Here is a 24,594-nt window from a genome sequence, read left to right on the forward strand (position 1 = left end):
AAGAGTTTTGAAGAAATATATCTGCCCAGATCCTTTTTCGGACGGGGACAGAAGGATGAACTGAACATTAATTTGAAATTAAGATCCTTCTGCCATTTTGCGGGGATTCATTTTTATTTGAGAATCCGAATATGGGTGAGTTTTTAGAAAGAAAACCAGCAGGAGGAAACAGCATGTACAGAACAATGATGAATGGAAAAATCCACCGGGCCCGCGTGACTGAGGCTAATTTAAATTACGTCGGCAGCATTACGATCGACGCGGACATATTGGATGAAGTAGGGATGACTGCCAATGAAAAAGTCCAGATCGTTAACAATAATAATGGTGCACGGCTTGAGACATATATCATCCCGGGTGAAAGGGGAAGCGGCATTATCTGCCTGAACGGGGCAGCTGCCCGCCTTGTGCAGGAAGGAGATATTGTTATCATTATTTCCTATGTACTTATCCCGGAAGAAAAAGTCGCTTCACATCAGCCAAAAGTGGCCATTATGGATGAAAATAATCGCATCAAAGAAATCCTGCCGGCTGAACCGGCGAATACGGTTTTATGATTAGCATAGCAATAATGCATAAGCATGTTTTGGTGAAAACATGCTTTTTTATATATTAATAAAAGTTGTGTAGAAATCATGGCTTCTTTAACAACTCTTTGTAATGCATTTAGCTGCCTCTCTTGGCAGCCACAACACGATCCTTCTCATGGAGAAAAAAGCTAATAGAATAGGTATTTAGGCGATAAAAATACAGGAACCTGAAATAATCCAGCATCTTTTATCAATTCTATTTTAAGGAAGGCTCGAAATAGTATGCCCAGTGATTATAAAAGACTCCCCTTATAAATGGTGGCTCAATTATTTTCAGGATTTCAAATGACTTTTTCGATTGGCTGAATTTCATACTTCATAGTAATCCGCTTGGTATAACCCTTTTTTCCATATTTTTCTGGCTTTTAAACAAATAAAATAGTTTAATAGAGATAAGATAATATTAAAGGGGATGTACATATGGATCTGTCTTATAATCAAGTACTGGTTGCTGTTGATGGTTCTGAACCTGCAGAGTGGGCCTTTAGAAAAGGAATTGAAGTAGCAAAAAGGAATGACGCCACGTTGAACCTCGTTCATGTTGTTGATACGAGCCACTATCGTGGAATCGAATTGTACGATGTGAATTTTACGAAAAAGGCTATCAAGCATGCCGAGGAGCTTTTAGATGGCTACGTTCAAAAAGCGAAGGAACATGGTCTTGATAAAGTTGGCACGCTTGTTGAAGAAGGTTCAGCAAAAACGGTAATCACAAAGCATGCTGCCAAAAAAGTCAATGCGGACCTAATTATTTGTGGGGCGACAGGAATCAATGCCGTGGAAAGAATGTTCCTTGGAAGTGTATCCGAACATATTACACGTCATGCCGAGTGCGATGTTCTTGTCGTAAGAACCGAAAAAGAGTAAAAATACAATTTCTAGATTTAAAACCATCTTTCAGTATTCAGCTAAGGTGGTTTGAGATTTTTGTGGAAGGAATCTGCATTGGCGCTAAAGCCTGCAAAGTGTCTCTTCGCCTTACATCAATCGTTGGCTCCGGGCTCGATAATGGCCCTGACAGGTCTTTTCCGTCAAAAATGGTCATTGTGCGTTTTGCTTCCAATGTTTTGTTTGGGGAAATATGAAGTACTGCACCAGCATGAGGTAATAGCCTTCCGCTAAAATATTACATGAATCGCCAAGGTATATTTTATTTTTTAGAAAATTTAGTATTGACACTTAAATCGTCTGCATATATAATAAAAGCCAAATATCAGGAACTAAATACCCAGGCTTTTTTATTAGCCATTTTCGTATAACCCCGCTGTCGGTGTGGGGGTTTCTACAGGGAACCGTAAACCTTAGCTACGAAAAGGCGCTTTCTCACTATTGAAGGCTCCTTTTTGTAGCTTTTTTATTTTCTTCTTCCAGCTCTCACTTCATAGAAGGTTCCTCCCTAAAATCCCATACCTTTACATCCTGAAATAGAAAGTGGCTATACCAATTTTGTATGGAGGTCGATTTCTTGAAAACAATCAAACTCTTGGTCAATGGACAGGAAAAGTCTGTCAATTGCCCGCCCAGCATGCCTTTGTTAGACGTATTGCGAGATCAACTCCAGTTGACCGGTAGCAAGGAATGTTGCGGAAAGGGAGAATGCGGATCGTGTACTGTGCTTATCAATGGCGAGGCTGTCTGTTCATGTCTGATGCTTACGGGACAAGTAGAGAATGAGAGCGTTGTCACTGTTGAGGGAATTGGACAGACAGTGAATATGGATCCCATACAAGAGGCTTTCTACGACGAAGGCGCAACACAATGCGGCTACTGCACTCCAGGATTCATCGTCATGGCCAGATCCTTTTTGGACAGTATCAACCATGTTCCATCAGTTGATGAAGTCATGAAGGCATTGAGCGGAAACCTTTGCAGATGTACAGGTTATACGAAAATCATCAAAGCTGTCCAAACGGCAGCCCAAAAAAAGCAGAAGCCGAAGGGAATTCCTAATTGACAAAAGCAGCAGCCATCCTGCTGGCCGCTGGCCGCTCCAGCCGGATGGGCCAATTAAAAGCATTGCTTTCGTGGAAAGGCGTGCCGCTTATTCAATACCAGATTGAACAAATGAAACTGGCAAAAATTGATGAAATCATCGTGGTCCTCGGTTATCATTCGGAGCAGCTTAAACAAACCATCTCGATGTATGAGGTGAAGGTAGTCGAAAACGATTCTTTCGATGAGGGAAAAAGTTCTTCCATCCGAAAAGGAGTACAAAGTCTTCGGAGAATGCCGCAAGGGATTTTTATCTCTGCTGTCGATCAGCCTGTCCCATCGGAAGTATTAGCGAAGATGGTGAAGCATTTGAAACATACCGAAGCGGCAGCAGTCATACCAACATTTAATAAAAAGCGCGGTCATCCCATATTGTTTCACGGATCGCTGAAAAATGAACTGATGCTCGTAAATGAAGAAACGATGGGGTTGAGAAGCATCATTGATAAGTTTCAAAAACAAATTACTTACCTGGATGTAAATGATTCAGCCATTCTATTAAATTTTAATAGACCGGAAGATTATTATAGCAGGCGAGGAGGGTCCAAATGAACGTATCGGAGATCGATATGGTCACCCCTGAAACAGTAGAGGAATGTCTGTATTTTTTAAGTGATAAAGAGAAGTCTGTACGGCTATTAGCCGGAGGAACAGATGCCGTGGTTCGAATGAAGGATGGCATTGGAAGACCCGAAACCTGGATTAATCTTAAGAGATTGGATTCCCTCCGATATATCCGCGAAGAAAGTAATGGAATTCATATTGGGCCTTTGACAACTCACACGGATATTATCCATTCAAAATTGCTTTGGAATAAGGCAGATGTTTTGGCGGCAGCCTCCAATGAAGTCGGGGGCGTCCAAATCCAGAACATGGGAACGATTGGAGGCAATTTGGGGACTGCATCGCCAGCAGGCGATACCATTCCTCCGCTGTTCGTTCTTGATGCTCAGATTGAGCTAAGTTCTCTGGCGGGAAATAGAATCGTTCCAATCACAAAGTTTTTCAATGGACCAGGAAATACGGTACAAACACAGGACGAAATGATTACGAACATCATTATCCGCCCGCAGGCGGAGAACGAGATAGGAATTTTTGAAAAGCTTGGTCCGAGGAAAGCGCAGTCCATCTCAATTGTCAATGCGGCTATATCGCTAAAAATGGGTGAGGGACCGCGTAATTGTATCGGTGGAAAAATCGCATTCGGTTCAGTTGGACCGACAATCATCCGTGCAGCCAAATGTGAAAAGATGCTCAGTCTTGGTCCATTGACTGACGAAACAATCAGAGATATCGCGGATATTGCTTGGAAAGAAGTCATGCCGATTACGGATGGAAGAGCAACGGCAAAATACAGAAGAAGTATGGCGTCTGCATTATTGGCAAGAGGACTATACCGGCTAATGAAAAGGTGGGAGGAAAGATGAGCCAGCAAATGGAAGATGTCCAAAAATTCGGAACAGGAGAGGGGTTGAAATGGGTCGGGAAGGCGGTCAAAAGGATTGACGGTCCTGAAAAAGTGACCGGAGAACAGAAGTATATGACTGATTACCATTACCCGGACATGGTTTGGGGTAAAGTGCTGCGGGCCAAATACCCCTTTGCAAAAATCAGATCGATCGACACGTCCAAGGCGGAGGCGCATCCAGATGTCGTCTGTGTTTTAACACATGAAAATATCCCTGGATTCAACGGGTTTGGTATCGTCACTCCTGACCAGCCCGTATTATGTGAAGATATTGTCAGGTGTACAGGGGATGCTGTCGCACTTGTCGCCGCAGAAACACTAGAAGCTGCAGAAGAAGCGATCGGCTTAATCGAGGTGGATTACGATCCGCTGGAAGCTGTAACAGATGCGGAAGCTGCCATGGTTCAAGGGGCGCCGCAACTGCATCCGGATGGAAATATACACAGCCATGTGGTGATCAAAAACGGCGACATTGACAAAGGCTTTGAGGAAGCGGACTTCATATTTGAAAATACGTTTTATTCACCAAGACAGATGCATGCATTCCTTGAGACCGAAGGAGGATGGGGGAAAGTTGAGGAAGACGGGTCCCTGACCATCCAATGTCCGGGCCAGTACGGTCACCGGGATAAGCTCCAAATTGCTCGAGCGCTTGCATTGAACCCGGAGCGTATCCACATCCATTCCAGTCCAAACGGAGGGGGCTTCGGAGGGAAAGACGAGATCACTGTGCAGATCTACCTGGCTCTATTGGCTTTAAATACAAACAGAAGGCCAGTCAAGCTTCACCTTTCCCGGGAAGAATCTGTTGTGGCTGGGATCAAGCGCCACCCTTTTAAAGTGACGGTGAAAACCGGAGCTAAAAAAGACGGTACATTAGTGGCTCATAAAGTACGCGCAGTAGGGGATACGGGAGCATACGCTTCATTGGGCGGAGCGGTTGTCGCATTGGCCATCGAACATGCGGCAGGCCCGTATAAAATACCTAATGTTGATATGGAAGGTTTTTGCGTATATACAAATAACGGAATTGCAGGTGCATTTAGAGGCTTCGGTGTCAACCAGGTCTGTGTCGGCATTGAGACGCATATTGATATGCTGGCGAAAAAAACAGGGCTCGATCCGATTGAAATAAGGAAAAAAAATGCTTATCGCCAAGGGGAGGTTTCAAGCCTTGGCCATGTCGTGAAGTCAAGTGTCGGCACCATCCAAACGCTTGAAAGGGCCGAAGAGTGCGATCTCTGGGTCAACCGGGATCTTCATAAATCGCAGGCAAGCGAGCCTTGGAAGAAACGCGGCGTGGCGTTGGCAACCTCCTTTCATGCCATTGGGATGGGCCTGCGGACACCGGATTATGGAGCGGCTTCGATTGAATTAATGCCAGACGGCAAATTTAAAGTAGGCTTGGCCATAGAAGAGATCGGGACCGGAAATGGAACGGTATATGCGCAGGTGGCGGCCGAATGTTTAAAATGCGATATTGATAACATCATTGTCTTACAAGGTGATACAAGGGAAACGCTCGATAGCGGGACAATATCCGCTTCGCGGTCAACGTATACCGGCGGCCGCGCAATAGCGACTGCCGCACCCAATATGATCGGCCTGCTATCTGAAACGGCAGCAGAATTACTTGGTGTTTCAGCAGATCAAATTGAAGTTTCCGAGAATAAACTAATTGTAGCCAACAACACAGAGCGTTTTGTTTCGTATAAAGAGATATATGAAGTGTTGAGGGATAAAAATCAATCCACTCGTGTCGAAGGCCACTTCTATTTTCCACGCGAAAAAAGAGAATTGAAAAATTCCGGCGGGGCACCACATCATCTGTATGGCTATATGACGCATGTCGTGTTGGTTGAAGTGGATACATTGACGGGAGAAACCGATGTTTTGAAAGTCGTTGCTATTCCGGATGTTGGTAAAGTATTGAACCCTCAAGGGTTGGAAGGGCAGACAGAAGGCGGAGCTATCATGGGGATCGGATATACATTGTATGAAGATGTCATCATGAAAGACGGTTATCATCAGACAAGGAACCTGACAGATTATATTATCCCGACCATACGGGAAACCCCTGTGATTGAAACGGTTCCGGTCGAATCAATGGAGGCTTCCGGCCCATTTGGCGCAAAAGGAATTGCGGAAGTGGTCATGATTCCAATCATTCCTGCTATCATGAATGCTATCCATGACGCAGTGGGAGTAAGGATCAAAAGATTGCCCGCTAAACCGGAACAAATTTATCAAGCGATACAGGAGTCGAAGTCACAAGAACTCGTTTCGGGGTGATGGATTGTGCTGGACGAACAAATGTATGCCGAACTTTTAAAGTCAATCAAAGATCGCCAGGAGGATGTGGCTCTTATTACGGTTACAAAACATCCCGACGATGCCATTATAGGTGCAAAACTTCTTCTGCGTGAAGACGGTATTCTTATGAGTGATGGAGCCTGTTCAGATGGTCTGCAAACCGCTATTATCAATAGCACTCTGCTTGCTTTTAAAAAAGGGCGATCAAAAACTGTTCAATTTGAATATGAACAATTGCCAATTGAATGCTATATGGAATTCTTTCTGGTGCCGCCTCGCCTGATTGTTGCTGGAGCCGGTCACGTATCAGAACCAGTGGCCGAAATCGGAAAGATGACCGGTTTTCATGTAACCGTCATAGATGACCGCCCTGAATTTGCCAATAAGGAGCGTTTCCCAATGGCGGATGAAGTTGTCTGCTCCCCCTATATTAAATTCTTCAAAAGCATTCACATTACATCAAATACTTTCATCGTATTACTGACAAGGGGACATAAATTTGATGTTGTCAGTCTGCAGGAATTGTTAAGGCGGGAAGAAGAAATTGAACAGGAGCAGCGTACAGCCTATATCGGAATGATCGGGAGCAGGAGGAGGATATCTGGGGTTTTCGAACAGCTGAAAGATGAATTTTCTGAACATAATTTTACCAATATTTATTCTCCGGTGGGTTTGGATATCGGAGGGCAGACCCCGGCTGAAATAGCTGTCAGCATCATGGCAGAAATTTTAAAAGTGAAAAATGGAAGAAGCGGAAATTCGTTAAAAGAGAAAATTTCCAGCTACTCGCACTTGAAGTTCAGGGAGAGAGTGAAAAAATGAACACGCTTGATTTTTACGGAAAGGTCATGGCTATTCGTGACAAAGGGATTTGTGCTGCTGTTGCAACGATTATCCGGACAAAAGGATCAACACCTAGGGACATTGGGGCAAAGATGATTATTTATCCGGACGGCAAGATCTTTGGAACGATTGGCGGCGGTTGCGGGGAAGGCGAAGTTATTGAAAAAGCATTTACTGTCATGAAAATGAGGACACCGATACAGCATCGGGTGGATTTGACCGAGGGGCTGTTGTATGAGGACGGCGGAATTTGCGGCGGAATCATGGATGTTTTTATAGAGCCTGTCATATAACGTGAAGACCCTGCAGGCGGTTTGGCATGCAAGGTCTTCACGTTATAGTTAGATGAATATTAGTCAGGAATCGGGTGTGTTTTGTCTAGCTGCGACGGACAGGAGGTCCAAATGCTACCGACATACACGAAGTACGAGTGCAAGTGAAGCGGCAGGATGTCGCGCCTTAAGGCGCGAGGTCACAAGCCGCTTCCGCTTTTCTTTATTCAGCTGCGGTGTTTCTTTTTCCCAACTCATTTTCATAAATGAACAGGGCATTTTGGTCATTTCCGATACGCTTCATGTAGTCAATGTGGGTTTCAAAGGATGCCTCTTCTTCGACCTGCTCATCAAGAAACCATCTGAGGAATGAAATCGTTGCATGCTCTTTGTACTCCCAAGCCAAGTCGGTTAAATCATAAATCCTTTTCGTTACTTCTTTTTCATGCCATAAGGCATTTTCAAAAGTGTCTAATACTGAGTCGTAGTCAGTTTTCGGCTCGTCTAATGCCGAAAATTTCACATGGACTCCGCGGTCATTCAAATATTGATAAATTTTCATCCCGTGAGTGCGCTCCTCTTCCGCCTGCTGAAGATAGAAGTGGGCAAACCCGAGATAATTGTTATGCTCACAGTAGGCCGCCATCGCCATATAATTCTGTGCTGAAAAAAACTCGTTGTTCATTTGCTTGTTTAATGCTTCTGCCAATTTCTCATTGAACATGGGATTCTCTCCTTCAAATAAAGTACTACTTTATCGTAACTGAACACTTCTAGATAGTCACGGAATATGGACCGTTAGATAAGGCTAGTTTATCACGTCAGAGATGTTTTAAAACCTGAGTTTGAATATTGGTTAGCTGAATAAAATAACGAATACATACTGTAGCACAAGCAGGGGAAATGACCTTTAGGAAGGTCGCTGTTGGAATAAAAAAGCTCAATTCAAAAAGCACAGAGCCAATACGGCTCTGTGCTTAATTATTTCGTTGTGGTTTTACTTATCACGCTGTTCCGCGCGGGCTTTTCCACCTTTATGGCCAATTTCTTCATAAAAATCTTTATCGTGATTTTTAGATGTGGCTTCTCCGCCTTTACGACCTATTTCTTGGTAGAATTCATTGTCGTGATTTCTTGCAGTCGCTTCTCCACCTTTACGTCCTGCTTCTTCCACCGTCATTTTATTATTGTTGTTATTTTTGTCTGCCATGATAAAATCCTCCTTTGATGTATTGTGTTTCTACTCCTCTTGATTCCCGAGAAATTTTAGATGAAACATTTTATCGAAAGATTCTTAAAAGCTCCCTATTAATCTCACCACCCTATGACTAAAGTAATATACGCTTATCGGGTGCTTATACCTGTTTTACCTTTATTAAACGGGAATATTGTCTGATAACAAAAAGATAGTTATTAGGATAAACTATCAATAGTTGGACTATTTTGATAAAAGGGGAGGAAAATGCTCAAATGAAAAAGAAATTTGCTGCAGGGGTATTAAGTGTAAGCATGCTTTCAGCGCCATTTGCGGTGATGGCGGAAGCACCGTTTCAATGGCATAACGTGAACGTTTATGAAACTTCTTACGATGAAAAAGATGAAAGCCTTTTCAATAGTGAGAATTATAATTTTGTCAAATACTCACAATTGGAAGCGAAATTGAAAGAAATTACGAAAGACAGCAACCGGGTCACCATTGAAAAGCGGGGAGTTTCATCTGACGGCTTTGATATGCTTGTTGTTACAGTTTCCGATCCACAGGCGAAGGGTAAGTTTGGAAAGTACCAGGCTATCAGAAAGCAGATGTTTAATAATCCTGACAAGGCTCAGGCATTTATAGACAAGCATCCCGACCTGAAAATTCCTGTCATGGTCAATGGATCGATCCATGGTACTGAATTTGCAGGAACGGATTCAATCCTCCACTTGATTGATAGATTTTCCAATGACAATGACGAAGAGACGAAACAAATTTTAAAAGATCATATCATTGTCTTTAACGTAGTGGCAAACCCGGACGGCAGGGTAGATGCCACCAGATTTAATGGAAACGGAATTGATTTGAACCGTGATTTCATTACCCGTTCACAGCCTGAAACAAGGCAGATGGTTGATCTGATTACAGAGTGGAATCCTATGGTATTCCTTGATCTTCACGGGTATGTTAAACAATCAGGGGGCACTAGGCAAGGGTTGATCGAGCCATGTACGCCGCCACACAATCCAAACTACCAACATGATTTGTATTTAAAATGGGCAACAAATCAAGCGGTAGCTATGGAAGCGGAAATTATGGATAAAAAAGATACTTATGAAAATACAAATACAGCTGTTTCCCGGGTTGATTATCATAAAATGACAGGCACCAGAATCCCGATTCGTGACAATTCTTCCGGATGGGATGATTATCCTCCTATTTTTACACCGATGTATGCCATGTATCATGGGTCTTATGGTTTTACGCTTGAAACTCCTACCAATGACTGGGACGGAGTAAAATGGATGTATGACGCAGTAATGGGAGCATTGAAATATTCCAGCGAAAATAAAGTAGACATGGTTAAAGACCAGATTGAAATGTTTAAGCGCGGTATCAACTTTGACCATCCGTATCATAAAGAAGGCTTCTTTCCGAAAGCATACATCCTTCCTGCAGATGAAAAAGATCCGACAGCTACCAAAAAAGCGGTAGAGCATTTGATTGCAAACGATATCGTTGTAAGTGAAGCACAGAAGGATTTCTCCTTTGATGGAAAGAAATATCCAAAAGGAACTTTTGTGGTTGAAATGGATCAGGCCAAAGCCGGCTTGGCAAACACAATGCTTTGGGATGGAGAAGATATTTCAAATGATATTCCAAACATGTATGACATTTCGGCTTGGAACCTACCGGAATTATGGGGATTTGAAGCAGTCGAAGTTCCTGCAAAAAGCGACTTCAGCGTCCATACATCCCAAGTAAAGCATGTCAATAATGATGGCAAATTGGTAGGCAAAGGGCCATACGTCGTTCCTAACACATCCGTCAAAGCTGTTCAGTTGGCAAACTCTTTAATTCAAAACGGCTTTACTGTGAAACGTGCAGATAACGGAGATTTCCATATTGATAGCGGCATGAACCCGACACTAAAAAAACTTGTAATGGATTCAGGTATTACAGTTGAGTCAGGGGCAGTTCCTAAAGATGCGGTGCAGTTACAAGACTTGAAAGTTACAATCTTGCGTGATGGCGGTCTTGGAAAGGTTCAATCCCACGCTGGAACCAGATTGGCGCTTGAAAGGCTGGGCTTTAATGTAACTGAAAAAACCCCACGAGACGTTGCAGTGAATGGACTTGGGGATACAGATGTTTTTGTTTACAGCGGCTCTACAGGAATGATCGCTGTTCAAACATCTGCCTCAAACAGGGAGTTTGGTCTGGAAAATCAGGCACAGGTTACCCAGTTCAGGGAAAAAGTCCAAGCATTTGTTAATAATGGCGGAAAATATATTGCCGTCGGCCAGCAAGGATCTTCTGCAACAAGGACACTCGGATTGGCGACTGCAGGAGTCAGCTCCGGAGGATCTGACAGTAACGGGATTGTTTTGGTAGATTACGAGACATCTCAATTGACAGCCGGATACGATTCCACGGATTACGGATTTGTCTACCGCCCAGCGTGGTATACAAATACAGGAGACTATACAGTCCTTGCCAGATACAAGAACTCCGACGACTTCTTCCTTGCCGGTCATTGGAGAGACCGTACCGGAGCGATAGGCCAGCCGGTGATTATCAAAGATAATAATAAAGATGTCACACTGATTGCTCTGGAAGCAGGTTTCCGCGACCATACAGATTACTTGTTCAGACTGCTCTCAAATGCTATTTATAGCGAATAAGAGCAATCATATGGCGCTGTTTTAAAGCACATAAAAAAAGTAGCAGATGGAAACGATTTATTCGTTTTTCCATCTGCTTTTTTATGTACCCTTTTGAAAGTACAGTTTTCCCTGCGAAAAGTTGTGTGAACGGTCACGAACGGGCTTATTCCATCCCGGGGCGGGTATATTGGTACGATCCTCGGTTCAGTTACTGAATCCTCGGTATTCAAAAGTCCCCAGGGAGAGCCCTTTTATAATATTCCTTTATTTGTAACGTACCAACTTATCCCGCTCAAGAATAGAACGAGGCATCAAGTCAGCAAATAATATTTTTTCCACCGATTCTTCTTTACCACTTTATGAACGTCCTTTCTCAAAAAGAAAAGTTCCTCCAAATCTCATGGTTTCCAATATAAAAGATAGGGTAGTGAGTTATATAGAGATGATTAACAGGGGAGGATTTATAAAGATGCAGGATGATAGCAAACAACACCGCAACAGCAAAGATAAACAACTGGAAAATTATCGTTCCCGTGACAAAGACAAAAAAATGACAACGAACCAGGGGCTTAAACTATCGGAGGATGAATTTTCACTTAAAGCTGGTGAACGTGGCCCTACGCTTATGGAAGATTTCCATTTCCGTGAAAAGATGACGCACTTTGACCATGAGCGGATTCCGGAGAGGGTTGTTCATGCAAGAGGATATGCTGCACATGGTGAATTTGAGGTATATGAATCATTGAAAAAATATACGAAAGCAAAGTTTTTACAGGAACCAGGAAAAAAAACTCCTGTATTTGTCCGGTTTTCTACAGTGGCAGGATCACGTGGTTCTGGGGAACTGGCAAGAGACGTCAGGGGCTTTGCAACAAAATTTTACACGGAAGAAGGAAACTATGATTTAGTAGGTAACAATATACCGGTTTTCTTCATTCAAGATGCCATTAAATTCCCCGACTTGGTACATGCTCTCAAACCAGAGCCGCATAACGAAATTCCGCAAGCAGCGACCGCACATGACACTTTTTGGGACTTTATCGCTAATAATCAGGAGTCGGCTCATATGATTATGTGGGCAATGTCAGATCGGGCGATACCACGAAGCTTTCGCATGATGGAAGGGTTCGGTGTTCATACGTTCCGATTTGTTAATGAGGAAGGCCAGGCCTCTTTTGTAAAGTTTCACTGGAAACCAAAGCTGGGTGTCCATTCGGTTGTTTGGGATGAAGCCCAAAAATTAAATGGAAAAAATCCGGATTTTCACCGCCAGGACTTATACGAATCGATTGAAAACGGAGATTTTCCGGAATTTGAGCTTGGTATCCAAATCATTGATGAAGAAGACGAATTCAAATTTGATTTCGATATTCTCGACCCTACCAAACTGTGGCCGGAGGAAGTGGTACCGGTGAAAATCATCGGAAAAATGACTTTGAACCGAAATGTTGACAATGTATTCGCCGAAACCGAACAGGTGGCATTCCATCCGGGAAATGTGGTTCCGGGTATAGACTTTACGAATGACCCTTTATTACAAGGGCGTTTATTCTCTTATACAGATACTCAGCTAATACGCCTAGGCGGCCCTAACTTTCACGAACTGCCGATTAACAGGCCGGTTTGCCCATTCCACAATAATCAGCGGGATGGATATGGAAGACAGACGATAAATGTAGGTCAAGTAAGCTATCATAAAAACTCGCTTGCAGACAATACCCCTTCCACATCAAGTGAAGAAGAGGGCGGATATACGCATTATCAGGAAAAAATAGATGGACGGAAAATCCGTGCGAGAAGCGATAGCTTCAGGGACCATTTTTCTCAAGCAATCCTGTTTTGGAATAGCATGAGCAATCCTGAAAAGGAGCATATCATCAGTGCCTTCAGTTTCGAATTGGGGATGTGTAAAGAAAAAAGTGTACGCCAGCAGGTAGTTGATATGCTTGCAAACATCAATCTTGAACTGGCAAAGACTGTTGCAGAAAATGTAGGAGTTAATCCTCCGAGCAACTTTACAGGACCACAAATTACAAATTCTTCACCGGCCCTCAGCCAAGAAAATACCGTTAAAAAGACGGATACTCGAAAAATTGCTGTATTGATCGGTCAAGGTTTTAATAAGAATGCTGCAGTAGTCATAGAAGCGCTTGAAAATCTAGGAACAATGCCTGTAGTTATAAGTGAAAAGCAAGGGAGGATACAAGGGAGAGAGGGGTCTGTTATTCAAGTGGATCAAACCTTCCTTACGAGCGACTCAGTATTGTTTGATTCGGTTTATGTGATTGGAGGGACAGACGTCAGTCATCAATTTGTCCAAGATGCAGCTTATTTTATCAAGGAAGCTTTCTCGCATTATAAGCCGATTGGAGCTTCCTATGAGGGGGCTAAACTGCTGGATGAATTGGAGCTGCCAAGCAATGCCGGCATTATAAAAGGTGATACACCCGAAGATTTCTTAGAAGAATATACGAAAGCAATAGCCGAACACCGTTTCTGGAACAGGAAAACCTATTAAGGAAAAAGCGAGGTCGGATTAAATCCGACCTCGCTTTTTTATTTTGCTCGTTCGTTTCTGCATTTTTATCGTCATAGTCTGAGCAAACATTTATCTACCTTTACGATAATACCATTAATAATGACCAGCAATGATTTACCTGCATGCATAAATAATCAACTCTTTACCGAATTATTGGTATTATCATTCCCATGTGCTATGTATAGAAAATGATTTGTTGAAAGGGGGGTCGATCCGTGGGGGAAATTCAAGTTAAAAGGATTTACGATGAACCTTCATCTGATTATGGTTTCCGTTTCTTAGTCGACCGGATCTGGCCGCAAAGCGAAGGCACAGATCTATTTATGGATGAAAGAGCTTGCTCCGAGTAGAGAACTGAGGAAATGGTTTCAGCAGATCCAAAAAAATTCAATCTGTTTACGAGGCGCTATCAATCATTTTTGTCAGAGAGTGAGGAAAGTCAGAGGAAATTGGAAGAGTTGAGAGAGCGCTGAAGGCTGAAAATATCACTCTGCTGTATAGTGCCCAAGATGAAAAGCATAACCAGGGGGTCGTACTAAAGACGGTAATTTTAGATAAAGAATAATAGAAGATGTAGAAAAAATCCATGGATCCTACCGGACTCATGGATTTTTTTCTATCATACTCTTTCATCGTTTTCATATAAATTAATAAACACGTTATCAGATAAAGGATGAAAACGATGCTAAAACTTGCTGCTAAATCTTTTGCAATTGTCACTGCTCTTTTTTGTCTGGTTTCCGTCATCGCCTTTTCAAGCATTAAAGTAGGCTTGCTGTCTTTTATCGGCAATGACCCGGCAAGAACCGATTCGTTTTTATATATCATGTCATTGGAGAACCAGTCTTTAAAAAGTATCCTTCCGGAAGGGTATGAGCGTTCATTTGGAAGGGATGCATTAGAGCTCTTTACAAACATCAATCTTAGGAACATGAAATCTTTTCTTGTCAGCGAAATACCTGGACTGAATGCCGCCTCACCTAAAATTATAGTTGCGGGGAAAGGAACTGATTTTACGAATTTGCCGATTGAGACACCGCCGCCAAGTGATTTAGATATGTGGAGTGAAGAAGAGGAGCTGGCGGAAGAATCTCCAATCAAGGAAAAGCATCAAACGAAGGACTACGTTGCTTTTATTTATTTTACACACAATACAGAATCCTTTTTACCAATGCTTCCAGGAGTGACGAATCCGAATCTTGCCTGGCATAAGGAAAAAAACATTTCATTGGTCGGACAAAGACTTGGAAAAAAACTTGAGGAAAAAGGGGTCAAAACGTTAGTCAATAAAATGGATATCCAAGGGATGCTGAAAAAAAGGGGTATGAAATACGGCCAATCATACATCGTTTCAAGGGAAGTTGCTGTCGAAGCAATGAACCAAAATAATAAGATCCAATTTTACTTTGATATACATCGTGATTCATCAAGACGGGCGGTCACCACAACTGAAATCAATGGAAAAAAATATGCAAAGTCTTTATTTGTCATCGGTGAGGGGCATCCCCAATATGAAAAGAACTCAAAATTTGCCACTGAACTGCACCATGCGATCCAAAAGAAATATCCCGGATTATCGCGCGGAGTTTTCGGAAAGCCAAAAGCTGGAGGAAACAACGGCATTTATAACCAGGACTTGGCTGCGAATGCACTGCTTATAGAAATAGGTGGAGTCGACAATACGCTGGAAGAACTGAATAGGACGGCTGACGCACTTGCGGATGTTATAAGTGAATATTATTGGGGTGAATCGGTTGAGGTGAATAAATAATAGTAAAATACATCAAGCCGGGTGTTTGAAAGAAAAAAAAGAGCCCATACTCAGGCCCGGACTTAATGGATGGCTCTTCTGTAAAGACCTACAACTTTTCCAAGTATGGATACGTTCTGTACGATGATCGGTTCCATATTGGAGTTTTCCGGTTGGAGTCTAAAGTAGCCGTTTTCTTTATAAAATCTTTTGACCGTAGCTTCGTTTTCATCGGTCATCGCAACGACAATATCACCGTTGTTCGCCGTTTGCTGTTGCCTTACGATGACGTAGTCACCGTCTAAAATCCCGGCTTCAATCATACTCTCACCGACAATTTCAAGGATGAATACTTGTTTGTCGGATGGAACCAGTTGTTCGGGGAATGGGAAATATTCCTCAATATTTTCCACAGCGGAAATAGGAACACCTGCTGTAACTTTACCGACAAGGGGAAGATTGACAGCATTTTTAGCTGGGATGGTGACCTCAGCTTGATCCTGATCCAGAATTTCAATGGCTCTTGGTTTGGTCGGATCTCTTCTGATCAAGCCTTTGTTCTCTAGTCTCTCCAAATGCCCGTGAACAGTTGAACTGGATGCCAAACCAACGGCTTTTCCAATTTCACGTACGGATGGTGGGTAACCCTTTTTCTTCACTTCGTCTTTAATGAAGGTCAAAATATCTTCCTGCCTTTTTGAAAGCTTGGACATTATTTCACACCCTTTTATCTCTGTTTTGAGTTAACCATATTATAGCATGAGGTTTTTCTTAATACAAACGTAAGTTCGAATTTTTGTTTGACACAAACCTATGTTCGGTATATAATGAATTTGTAGTTATACGAACAAACATTCGGGAGATGATATTCATGTTATCATTAATTAGGAATCATTCATTTGTTGTCATCTTTTTTATACTTACAATGGCCATGGGTCTATTATTCATAAGCAACTTGACTAAAGAGGAGTCGCATCAAGGGCCTCTAATGGGAAAGCAGGAGAATGTTTTTATCGATCAAAAGCAGAACAGCCAGGGAATCATTGTAAATGGAGAACGGATGTTTGAGTGACTTTTGTAGGGGGAGTTGATTGTATGGAAGTGATCATTTATTGCAGGGTAAGCACCGATAAACAAGCGCAGGAAACTTCTTTGGCCAGGCAGGAAGAGGAACTGGCGGCTGCTGCAGGCAAATGGGGCTTTCATATAGATTCCATTATTCATGACCAGTCGAGCGGATATGATTTGGACAGGCCCGGCTTGCTCGAAATGCTTGATAAAATATCTACTGGAGCCATTGATGCTGTACTTGTTCAGGATGAAACAAGGCTCGGCAGAGGAAACGCAAAAATCGCACTCATACATTTATTCTTTAAAGAAAAAGTCAAGCTGTATTCCCTTGCTCACGACGGGGAACTTCAAATATCCGAAACGGATTCCATGCTTCTCAATATAATAGGGATGATAGAGGAGTATCAGCGTAAACTGCATAACATAAAAATCAGGCGCGGGATGAAAAGAGCGGTCGCAAAAGGCTATCGTCCGGAACAAAATTTGAAGAACCGCGGAAACATAAATGGAAGGGATCGGAAAGATATCCCAGTGAAAGAGATTGTCCGACTCAGACAAAACAAACTGACATTTGAAGAGATTGCCTCTGTAATGAAAGGCTTTGGCTACGATGTTTCGAAAGCGACAGTACATAGAAGATACCAGGAATACATGGATCAGGCTGACACCCATAAATAGATTATTTTTTAAAACTCCTTCGTTGTTTTCATCGAGCTTTTCTAGTAGTATTACTAGAGAATGAAATGAAAACAAAGGAGTTTTTTTATGCTTTCAAAAGAAAAACTCGCAAGAATCAACCAACTGGCAAAAAAGTCTAAAAGCACAGGTTTGACGACAGCGGAAGCAAAAGAGCAGTCAAAGCTTAGAGGAGAATATTTACAATCCCTACGGGCTTCAATGAGACAGACAATCGAGAACACCCGGGTGTTTGATACGAACGGTGATGAAGTGACACCCATGAAGTTACGAAAAATCCAGCAGAATAAAGGATTGCATTAATGTTAAAAAGAAGCGGGGCTCTGAGGTGAACTGCCCCGCTTCTTTTTTCAGAAATACTTTGAAATAGTTGTGTAATTTTATCAATATCTTTATGATAAGAATGATGACCATTAGGGAAAGGAAGAATCATGATGACTGATCAAAATTTTAAAGAAATCGATGCGTTATCCATTAATACAATCCGTACGCTTTCGATTGATGCTATAGAAAAGGCAAATTCAGGCCACCCTGGCTTGCCGATGGGGGCAGCGGCCATGGCGTATACGTTATGGACACGCCAAATGGATCATAATCCAAAAAATCCGGAATGGTTCAACCGTGACCGTTTCATATTGTCTGCTGGGCACGGCTCCATGCTTTTATACAGCCTTCTTCATTTATCTGGATATGATGTAACGATGGAAGATATTAAAAATTTCCGCCAATGGGGCAGCAGAACGCCGGGTCACCCTGAATACGGTTATACTTCTGGGGTAGAGGCGACGACAGGACCGCTTGGCCAAGGTGTTGGCATGGCCGTGGGAATGGCGATGGCAGAGCGGCATTTAGCTGCAACATACAATAAAGATGACTTCAATATCGTAGATCATTATACATATGCTTTATGCGGAGACGGTGACTTGATGGAAGGTGTCGCTTCCGAAGCTGCTTCCCTCGCAGGGCACTTGAAGCTTGGAAAATTGATCATGTTATACGATTCCAATGACATCACGCTTGACGGCGATCTTTCTCAATCATTCTCAGAGAATGTGGGTGAGCGCTTCGAGTCATACGGCTGGCAATATATCCGTGTTGAAAACGGTAATGACGTGGAAGAAATCGAACAGGCGCTTGAAGCTGCGAAAGCGGAAAAATCCCGTCCTACCCTCATTGAAGTGAAGACAGTAATCGGGTACGGTTCACCAAATAAATCCGGCAAGTCTGATGCGCACGGCAGCCCGCTTGGTGAAGCTGAAATGAAATTGGCAAAGGAATACTACAAATGGACTTATGAAGAAGATTTTTATGTACCTGAGGAAGTCTATGAGTATTTTGAAGAGACAACAGTCAAGCGCGGTGGAGATAAAGAAGCCGATTGGAATCAGTTATTTCAAACATACAAAGCTGCATATCCTGAATTAGCCGAAACGTTACAGAATGCAGTGGAAGGCAAGCTTCCGGCAGGATGGGATAAGGATATCCCTGTTTATGAAGAAGGGAAAAGCCTGGCGACAAGAGCCTCAGGCAATGAAATCATGAACGGTATTGCGAAGAATGTGCCAAATTTATTCGGCGGTGCAGCTGACCTTGCCAGTTCAAACAAAACAATGATCAAAGGCGAAGAGGATTTCAGCGCAGATAACTACGCAGGGAAAAATATCTGGTTCGGTGTCCGCGAGTTTGGGATGGGTGCAGCGCTGAACGGAATGGCCCTCCATGGAGGTTTGAAGGTGTTCGGCGGAACGTTCTTTGTCTTCTCCGATTACTTGCGTCCTGCCATCCGTCTTGCGGCATTGATGGAAGTGCCTGTAACTTATGTATTTACACATGACAGTATTGCAGTTGGTGAAGATGGTCCTACCCACGAGCCGATTGAACAGCTGGCATCATTAAGGGCTATGCCTGGCCTTTCTGTCATCAGGCCTGGTGATGCAAATGAGGCGGCTGCAGCATGGAGACTGGCTGTAGCATCAGAGAAACAACCGACCGTCTTGGTGTTGACAAGACAAAACTTGCCGACGCTCCCTAATTCCGCAGATAGGGCGAAAGAGGGCGTAGAGAAGGGTGCTTACATCATTTCTCCAGCTCAAAAAGAACAAGCCGATGTGTTATTGCTTGCGACTGGTTCCGAAGTGAATCTGGCTGTTGAAGCACAAAAAGCCTTATATGAAGAGGGTGTTGATGCAGCAGTTGTAAGCATGCCATCTTGGGATCGATTTGAAAAACAATCTAAAGAATACAAGCAATCTGTTCTTCCATCATCTGTTAAAAAGCGCCTGGCCATTGAAATGGGATCCTCCCTTGGCTGGGAAAGATACACGGGAGATGAAGGAGATATTTTAGCCATTGACCGCTTCGGAGCCTCCGCACCTGGCGACAAGGTGATTGAAGAGTATGGATTTACGGCGGCCAACGTTGTTGAAAAAGTTAAGGCACTCTTTAATTAATCAGCGTTTGCCTTAGAACTTGAAATATCTTATTGCAGTTTAATAAGAGGGGGATTATCCTCCTCTTTTTTTCTTTTCATTTGCCTATTGCTTTAATAAAATTCATAATGGAACTAATCTACCTATAAAACACACGAAAAATAGACCTGAAAAAATTGTATAATTACAACAATTGACAAACTTTTCATTTTACTTTACCTATAATAGGAGAAAACTGGCAATGGAGTGAAAGTTCCTATGAGAACATACTTTATTTATTTGATAAAAGATGAATTTGCTGACTATTTTTATGGGCGTGAAAGCCGATTTTTCCAATTATTTGCCGGCAGCCACTCTTCCAATGGAAGTTTGCAGGAAATCATACAGAAGCAAATAGAGTATATTACAGAGCCTTTGCCATATTTGGATTTACATAAGTTATTCTCCCAAATAGTGCATAACCAGTACATTTATATTAAAGGAAAAGTATATTGTACAGGCCATGCTAAAGAAAAGGATGGTGCGGAACTGGCGATAGAAGAAGAGTGGCTTCAGTTGAATGCATGGGGCGGCTTTGAGTCCGAGACCATTTTCTTTGAAGTGTTAAGGAAATTCAATGGACATTTCTTTGCTGTTGATATAGAAAATGAAAGATATGGCTGGATAAAACCCGTAAAAGAAAGAAAATACATATGAAATCGTGCCCAAGTGTTGTATAATATTCGGGGATTCAGTAAACTGAAATGAGACAACACGAAGGAGGAATTTTTGGATGGTTTGGCAATTGATTTTAACGGGCGCGATCGCTCTATTGGCTGGAGTAGCGCTTGGTTTCTTCATCGCCCGTAAATATATGATGGATTACCTTAAGAAAAACCCGCCAATCAATGAACAGATGTTACGAATGATGATGATGCAAATGGGTCAAAAACCTTCGCAGAAGAAAATCAACCAGATGATGGGCATGATGAAAAAGCAGATGGATACCAAGTAATTGTAGAATTTATCATTGCTTGTGACTTCGAAAACCATAGTTGGGGTTAATTTTTTGCCAATGTAACCCCCAAAAAGACCACATTTTCTGTTAACGATAACTAGCAGAGGATGTGGTTTTTTTGTTATCAGTGGATTTAAGCATATATGACATGAAAATAAAAAAGGCACCTAAAGAAAGAAACCGGTTTATGAGGAACCGGTTTCTTGAATGTTAGTTTGCAGTCTGCTGCAGATCGTGCGAGACGATGCTTTCATATTGGTTTAATAATAAGTCCAATTCTTCGCTGTATTTGAGTGCAAGTCTTGATGTGAGGCTAGTGCTTTTTGTAACTTCAAACAATTCTTCTCTTTTTCTCTCAATTTCCTCACGCAAATATTCTTTCACTTGAAAATCTTCCCTTCTTAGAAACCTGCATGTCTATATTATATTTAAATGTTTGTCATCTATATTATAGCAAATATATATCCAACTTTTCTACCATTATTCAGAAAATATATCATTCTTTTTTCGACGAATTCTGAACTTGTTATATATAAGTCTACATTAAAAATTTTGGAAGCAATGAATTTTTGATATATAATGGTAGTGGAAAAAAACTGCAAATCTAATTGTAAGGGATGACTGGCATGAGCATAATTTTTTCATCTGTGGCCGCCCTTTTTATGGGTGTTCTTGCTTTATTTGTACGTATGAAAGCGTCTCGAAAACCAGTATCAACAAAGAAAATCCTGCTGCCGCCAGTTTTTATGAGTACAGGGGCTTTAATGTTTCTGCACCCTTATTTTCGTGTAACAGGCATGGAAATTTTGGAAGCTGTAATTGTTGGCATGATGTTTTCTATCCTACTAATAAAAACGTCCAAATTTGAACTTCGTGAACAAGCCATCTATCTTAAAAGATCCAAAGCTTTCGGGTTCATATTGATTGGCCTGCTACTCATTCGTCTGTTGCTGAAGACTATTCTTAGCCAATCAATTGATGTGGGGCAGCTAAGCGGAATGTTTTGGATACTTGCTTTTGGAATGATTGTACCATGGCGTCTCGCCATGTATTTGCAATATAAGAAATTAAGCTTGAAATTAAATGAAGGGAAGCCAATCCTTCTGGAAGAATAGTAATATCACTTGAGTAATCCCCTTAAAAAGGGGGGGAGACAGAATGAAGATTAGGGAAATCACACCCCAAGATGCCGGGGACTTTATCCAATTGCTCAATCAAGTAGATTTGGAATCCGAATATATGCTTATGGAGCCTGGAACTTTTTCAGGAAATGGAAAAGTGGGCGGAAGAATGCGGGATTTTAAGATTAGAATTGACGGTCGTTTGTGAGAACCAGGCGGCAGTTGGTCTGTATCATAAGATGGGATTTGAAATAGAAGGGAGAAAAAGGGCTTCCCTGCTTATTAATGGAGCTTTTCATGATGAGTATTTGATGTCTAAACTGCTTTGCCAATAACAAACCCAATAAATGCCAGTGCAATTCCACCGAAATAACTGCTTATCATGTAAAGCAACGCTTCTTTTGACTTCTTATCCGCTAATTGGCGGATAATTTCCACTTTAAACGTAGAAAAAGTCGTGTAAGATCCCAAAAAGCCTATCCCAATCAACAGGCTGGTTGTTGTAGACGCAACTGTTCCTGTAAGTAGTCCCAGCAAAAAGGAGCCAGTAATATTTACGAAAAATGTGCCTGCTGGAAAACCACTTTTTACAGTCGGTACCAATTTGTTGCCTACATAAAACCTGGCCATTGCACCAAAAAATCCCCCTATAGCTACAAGTATCATATTCATTGGTTCACCGTCGCTTTCCCCGAGTCTTTTTTACCGAGATAAAATCCGCTCCATGCAAGCAATAACCCCAATCCGGCACTTAAGAAGACGTATACTCCGGCATAAAATATGGAAGCTGTCTCATATAGCTTGAACGTTTCAACACTGAAGGTTGAAAATGTCGTCAACGATCCAATCATTCCTGTTCCGACTCCGAGCATGATATATTTCGGAATGATCTCCTTATTTTCGTTCACTCCTGTGAGCAGTCCAAGCAAAAAACAGCCGCACATATTTGCAATGAACGTACCGAGCGGAAAGCCGCCAGACCATAGATTGATTGTATAAAGACTAATTAAATAACGAAGTACACTACCCGCCATCCCGCCGATTCCTACGGATAAATAATTCATTGAATCACCTTTTTCAAGTATTAAGGAAGTATAAGATTGGACGATGTCTTTTACTGGAATTATGATTTGATCTGTCCAGCTTCAGGCGCCATCGGCTCGAGGTCACAAGCCAAATTGCTGTGGTGGCTGAAAAGCTGCCTTCTCGCAATTCGTCTTGTGCTTGTCGCCGATAGGCGGGCGCCTTGCGCATTTTTTTAAGTGAAAGTGAGAAAGGCTTCCGTATATGGGAAGCCTTAAAATAAGTGTTCGTAGGGTGCTAAATCAATATTCAGTTCATCCATCTTTTTGCGTAAAAATTTATGATCCCGTTTCGGGGTTGCCATTATATACCCTTTGATAATGATATCAAGATCCAGGCGTTTTGCCTTTTTCTCAAGCGCCACTTCTCCAATTTTTCCTGCGATTTTATGTCTGGCAACATCTCGGAAAAGCTCTGGCACCGGGCTGACCAGTTCGTCCAGCAGTTTGTTCTGATCATCTGTCCAAAGGTCCTTAGTTTTTTCAACAAAATATTCTTCCCAATCCATATCTGATTTTCCATCTTGCTTAGGAAGCCGTTTTAAAAATTTCCGAAACATGAAAAAGCCGCCAATTCCCATAAGGGTAATTAACACGACTACCCAAAAAAGTATAAATAATAAAAACCAACCATCAAGCATTTCTTTCCCTCCTGATAAAGCGGGCTTTCGCCATACTTACATTATAGCCAATAAAAAAAGCTGGTGACAAGCTGTTGCCTGTTGAATAACGAATAAAAGCCTTTTTTGTTCTTAATTCCAACATTTTTTTCTTGCATGGTGTCCTTCTATCGACAAATCGCCTATATGGAAGGTGAAAGGAGGTGAAGGCACTTGGCAAACGCTTTTTTGAAATCGACAAGGTTGAGGCTGGTGTTTGAATTCGGCACGGACGGTATGGTTAAGCCTATTTACAAAAACAAGATTTTCAACAATATCCGACGTGATGCAACTGCATCGGAATTGTACCAGGCTGCCCAGGCAATTGGTGCTCTTTCTGCACATTCGATTTGGGCAATTGAGCGAAACGACAGCTTTGACATCGATGCATAATGACCTCAAGCGATGGAAGGAGGTGAGGAGTTGAAAATACTTGAATTGCATTTTGTTACGAGTGATGGCAAGACGGCAAAAATTAACATTGACCACCCCCAGGAGCCGGTAAACCCGGAAGAAGTCAAAAATGCCATGCAGTCCATCATTGATTCAGGGGTATTCATCGACAGCGAAGGATATAGATACGAAGAAATGAAGGCGGCACGACTTGTAGAACGTACGGTTACAGATTATTCGCTGGAGTAAACTTGATAAAGGCTTGGCTCGGTCCAAGCCTTAAAATTTCCGAGGTATAAAGTAAGTATAACAATGATTGTCTAGCTAAAGCGCCCAGCTCCTCGAGGTCACAAGCCCGCAAGGAAGCTGATCCGTGAAGAATGTGCTCCTGCGCCAGGGCTTACTCGAAGAACTCTTGTTCAGCTCGTCGCAAAGCTGCACGAAGCATATTCAAAGTAGTTGCACCATGATGATTGATGTCAGTAGTTTCCCTGTGGTGGCTAGGGAACTGCCAC

Annotated in this window: 28 protein-coding genes, 2 pseudogenes and 1 riboswitch; of the genes and pseudogenes, 23 read left to right on the forward strand and 7 right to left on the reverse strand. The window is 42.3% G+C overall.

Features of this window, described 5'->3' with window-relative positions:
• The first annotated feature begins 173 nt into the window (after positions 1 to 173).
• From panD to D4T97_RS19020, 8 genes are all read left to right on the forward strand, one after another.
• Positions 174 to 557, forward strand: coding sequence for an aspartate 1-decarboxylase (panD, locus tag D4T97_RS18985; protein ID WP_126052342.1), 384 nt, complete (start codon positions 174 to 176; stop codon positions 555 to 557).
• Between the two features lie 453 nt (positions 558 to 1,010).
• Positions 1,011 to 1,457 carry a universal stress protein gene (locus D4T97_RS18990; RefSeq protein ID WP_126052343.1) on the forward strand — a complete coding sequence of 149 codons (447 nt, stop codon included), beginning with the start codon at positions 1,011 to 1,013 and terminating at the stop codon, positions 1,455 to 1,457.
• 364 nt (positions 1,458 to 1,821) lie between these two features.
• Positions 1,822 to 1,918: riboswitch (purine riboswitch) on the forward strand.
• Between the two features lie 137 nt (positions 1,919 to 2,055).
• On the forward strand, positions 2,056 to 2,544 hold the full coding sequence (locus D4T97_RS18995; protein WP_126052344.1) for a (2Fe-2S)-binding protein: 489 nt from the start codon (positions 2,056 to 2,058) through the stop codon (positions 2,542 to 2,544).
• Entirely contained in the window at positions 2,541 to 3,134 is a 594-nt protein-coding gene (locus D4T97_RS19000) for a nucleotidyltransferase family protein (RefSeq protein WP_126052345.1), read from the forward strand. Before D4T97_RS18995 ends, D4T97_RS19000 begins: the two co-directional genes overlap by 4 nt.
• Entirely contained in the window at positions 3,131 to 4,009 is an 879-nt protein-coding gene (locus tag D4T97_RS19005) for an FAD binding domain-containing protein (RefSeq protein ID WP_126052346.1), read from the forward strand. Before D4T97_RS19000 ends, D4T97_RS19005 begins: the two co-directional genes overlap by 4 nt.
• Complete coding sequence (locus D4T97_RS19010) at positions 4,006 to 6,342, forward strand: xanthine dehydrogenase family protein molybdopterin-binding subunit (RefSeq protein WP_126052347.1); 2,337 nt, start codon at positions 4,006 to 4,008, stop codon at positions 6,340 to 6,342. The genes D4T97_RS19005 and D4T97_RS19010 overlap by 4 nt, the downstream gene beginning before the upstream one ends.
• A gap of 6 nt (positions 6,343 to 6,348) precedes the next feature.
• On the forward strand, positions 6,349 to 7,185 hold the full coding sequence (locus D4T97_RS19015; protein WP_235872317.1) for an XdhC/CoxI family protein: 837 nt from the start codon (positions 6,349 to 6,351) through the stop codon (positions 7,183 to 7,185).
• Complete coding sequence (locus D4T97_RS19020) at positions 7,182 to 7,499, forward strand: XdhC family protein (RefSeq protein ID WP_126052348.1); 318 nt, start codon at positions 7,182 to 7,184, stop codon at positions 7,497 to 7,499. Before D4T97_RS19015 ends, D4T97_RS19020 begins: the two co-directional genes overlap by 4 nt.
• Before the next feature lie 202 nt (positions 7,500 to 7,701).
• Here D4T97_RS19020 and D4T97_RS19025 read toward each other — a convergent pair whose 3' ends face one another.
• On the reverse strand, positions 7,702 to 8,202 hold the full coding sequence (locus D4T97_RS19025) for a ferritin (protein ID WP_126052349.1): 501 nt from the start codon (positions 8,200 to 8,202) through the stop codon (positions 7,702 to 7,704).
• A 276-nt stretch (positions 8,203 to 8,478) separates the two neighbouring features.
• Positions 8,479 to 8,688, reverse strand: a pseudogene (locus D4T97_RS19030) (KGG domain-containing protein); the annotation flags it as partial.
• 260 nt (positions 8,689 to 8,948) lie between these two features.
• Between D4T97_RS19030 and D4T97_RS19035 the strand changes: the two are divergent.
• The 4 genes and pseudogenes from D4T97_RS19035 (at position 8,949) to spoIIP (ending at position 15,652) form a co-directional block, all read left to right on the forward strand.
• Positions 8,949 to 11,360, forward strand: a complete 2,412-nt coding sequence (locus D4T97_RS19035; RefSeq protein ID WP_126052351.1) for a M14 family zinc carboxypeptidase — start codon at positions 8,949 to 8,951, stop codon at positions 11,358 to 11,360.
• A 451-nt stretch (positions 11,361 to 11,811) separates the two neighbouring features.
• Complete coding sequence (locus tag D4T97_RS19040; RefSeq protein ID WP_126052352.1) at positions 11,812 to 13,860, forward strand: catalase; 2,049 nt, start codon at positions 11,812 to 11,814, stop codon at positions 13,858 to 13,860.
• A 236-nt stretch (positions 13,861 to 14,096) separates the two neighbouring features.
• Positions 14,097 to 14,343: pseudogene (locus D4T97_RS19045) on the forward strand (DUF488 domain-containing protein).
• Between the two features lie 220 nt (positions 14,344 to 14,563).
• Entirely contained in the window at positions 14,564 to 15,652 is a 1,089-nt protein-coding gene (spoIIP, locus tag D4T97_RS19050) for a stage II sporulation protein P (RefSeq protein WP_164525649.1), read from the forward strand.
• 62 nt (positions 15,653 to 15,714) lie between these two features.
• Here the strand turns inward: spoIIP and lexA are convergent, their stop codons facing one another.
• Entirely contained in the window at positions 15,715 to 16,344 is a 630-nt protein-coding gene (gene lexA / locus D4T97_RS19055; protein WP_126052354.1) for a transcriptional repressor LexA, read from the reverse strand.
• Positions 16,345 to 16,502: 158 nt separating this feature from the next.
• Here lexA and D4T97_RS19060 point away from each other — a divergent pair, with 158 nt between their 5' ends.
• The 6 genes from D4T97_RS19060 (at position 16,503) to D4T97_RS19085 (ending at position 20,821) form a co-directional block, all read left to right on the forward strand.
• Complete coding sequence (locus D4T97_RS19060) at positions 16,503 to 16,703, forward strand: hypothetical protein (protein ID WP_126052355.1); 201 nt, start codon at positions 16,503 to 16,505, stop codon at positions 16,701 to 16,703.
• A 23-nt stretch (positions 16,704 to 16,726) separates the two neighbouring features.
• The gene (locus tag D4T97_RS19065; protein ID WP_126052356.1) at positions 16,727 to 17,380 is read left to right on the forward strand and encodes a YneB family resolvase-like protein; all 654 of its coding nucleotides are present in this window, start codon (positions 16,727 to 16,729) and stop codon (positions 17,378 to 17,380) included.
• An 87-nt stretch (positions 17,381 to 17,467) separates the two neighbouring features.
• Entirely contained in the window at positions 17,468 to 17,701 is a 234-nt protein-coding gene (locus D4T97_RS19070; protein ID WP_126052357.1) for a DUF896 domain-containing protein, read from the forward strand.
• A gap of 131 nt (positions 17,702 to 17,832) precedes the next feature.
• The gene (tkt, locus tag D4T97_RS19075) at positions 17,833 to 19,848 is read left to right on the forward strand and encodes a transketolase (RefSeq protein WP_126052358.1); all 2,016 of its coding nucleotides are present in this window, start codon (positions 17,833 to 17,835) and stop codon (positions 19,846 to 19,848) included.
• Positions 19,849 to 20,085: 237 nt separating this feature from the next.
• Positions 20,086 to 20,523: a sporulation inhibitor of replication protein SirA gene (gene sirA / locus D4T97_RS19080; RefSeq protein WP_126052359.1), complete on the forward strand. Its 438-nt coding sequence runs from the start codon at positions 20,086 to 20,088 to the stop codon at positions 20,521 to 20,523.
• A 76-nt stretch (positions 20,524 to 20,599) separates the two neighbouring features.
• Entirely contained in the window at positions 20,600 to 20,821 is a 222-nt protein-coding gene (locus tag D4T97_RS19085) for a YneF family protein (protein ID WP_126052360.1), read from the forward strand.
• Between the two features lie 213 nt (positions 20,822 to 21,034).
• On the opposite strand, the gene D4T97_RS19090 is transcribed toward D4T97_RS19085, so the two are convergent.
• Positions 21,035 to 21,208, reverse strand: coding sequence for a Spo0E family sporulation regulatory protein-aspartic acid phosphatase (locus tag D4T97_RS19090; protein WP_126052361.1), 174 nt, complete (start codon positions 21,206 to 21,208; stop codon positions 21,035 to 21,037).
• A gap of 242 nt (positions 21,209 to 21,450) precedes the next feature.
• On the opposite strand from D4T97_RS19090, the gene D4T97_RS19095 reads away from it, so the two are divergent.
• The 3 genes from D4T97_RS19095 to D4T97_RS19100 are packed head-to-tail and all read left to right on the forward strand — an operon-like array spanning position 21,451 to position 22,280.
• Positions 21,451 to 21,939 (forward strand): CcdC family protein, encoded by a 489-nt coding sequence (locus D4T97_RS19095; RefSeq protein ID WP_408021629.1) that lies wholly within the window; start codon positions 21,451 to 21,453, stop codon positions 21,937 to 21,939.
• Between the two features lie 43 nt (positions 21,940 to 21,982).
• Positions 21,983 to 22,153: a hypothetical protein gene (locus tag D4T97_RS20625; protein WP_164525650.1), complete on the forward strand. Its 171-nt coding sequence runs from the start codon at positions 21,983 to 21,985 to the stop codon at positions 22,151 to 22,153.
• Positions 22,095 to 22,280 (forward strand): GNAT family N-acetyltransferase, encoded by a 186-nt coding sequence (locus D4T97_RS19100; RefSeq protein WP_126052363.1) that lies wholly within the window; start codon positions 22,095 to 22,097, stop codon positions 22,278 to 22,280. Before D4T97_RS20625 ends, D4T97_RS19100 begins: the two co-directional genes overlap by 59 nt.
• Here the strand turns inward: D4T97_RS19100 and crcB (D4T97_RS19105) are convergent.
• The 3 genes from crcB (D4T97_RS19105) to D4T97_RS19115 form a co-directional block, all read right to left on the reverse strand.
• Positions 22,261 to 22,617 (reverse strand): fluoride efflux transporter CrcB, encoded by a 357-nt coding sequence (gene crcB, locus D4T97_RS19105; protein WP_126052364.1) that lies wholly within the window; start codon positions 22,615 to 22,617, stop codon positions 22,261 to 22,263. The genes D4T97_RS19100 and crcB (D4T97_RS19105) overlap by 20 nt on opposite strands.
• The gene (gene crcB, locus D4T97_RS19110; protein ID WP_126052365.1) at positions 22,614 to 23,009 is read right to left on the reverse strand and encodes a fluoride efflux transporter CrcB; all 396 of its coding nucleotides are present in this window, start codon (positions 23,007 to 23,009) and stop codon (positions 22,614 to 22,616) included. Before crcB (D4T97_RS19110) ends, crcB (D4T97_RS19105) begins: the two co-directional genes overlap by 4 nt.
• Before the next feature lie 233 nt (positions 23,010 to 23,242).
• Positions 23,243 to 23,668 (reverse strand): DUF2621 domain-containing protein, encoded by a 426-nt coding sequence (locus tag D4T97_RS19115; RefSeq protein ID WP_126052366.1) that lies wholly within the window; start codon positions 23,666 to 23,668, stop codon positions 23,243 to 23,245.
• 192 nt (positions 23,669 to 23,860) lie between these two features.
• Between D4T97_RS19115 and D4T97_RS19120 the strand changes: the two genes are divergently transcribed.
• The gene (locus D4T97_RS19120; protein WP_126052367.1) at positions 23,861 to 24,079 is read left to right on the forward strand and encodes a DUF1659 domain-containing protein; all 219 of its coding nucleotides are present in this window, start codon (positions 23,861 to 23,863) and stop codon (positions 24,077 to 24,079) included.
• Between the two features lie 30 nt (positions 24,080 to 24,109).
• Positions 24,110 to 24,328 carry a DUF2922 domain-containing protein gene (locus tag D4T97_RS19125; protein ID WP_126052368.1) on the forward strand — a complete coding sequence of 73 codons (219 nt, stop codon included), beginning with the start codon at positions 24,110 to 24,112 and terminating at the stop codon, positions 24,326 to 24,328.
• Positions 24,329 to 24,594 lie beyond the last annotated feature (266 nt).

This window comes from Siminovitchia acidinfaciens (assembly GCF_003605385.1).
Classification (GTDB): domain Bacteria; phylum Bacillota; class Bacilli; order Bacillales; family Bacillaceae_C; genus Siminovitchia; species Siminovitchia acidinfaciens.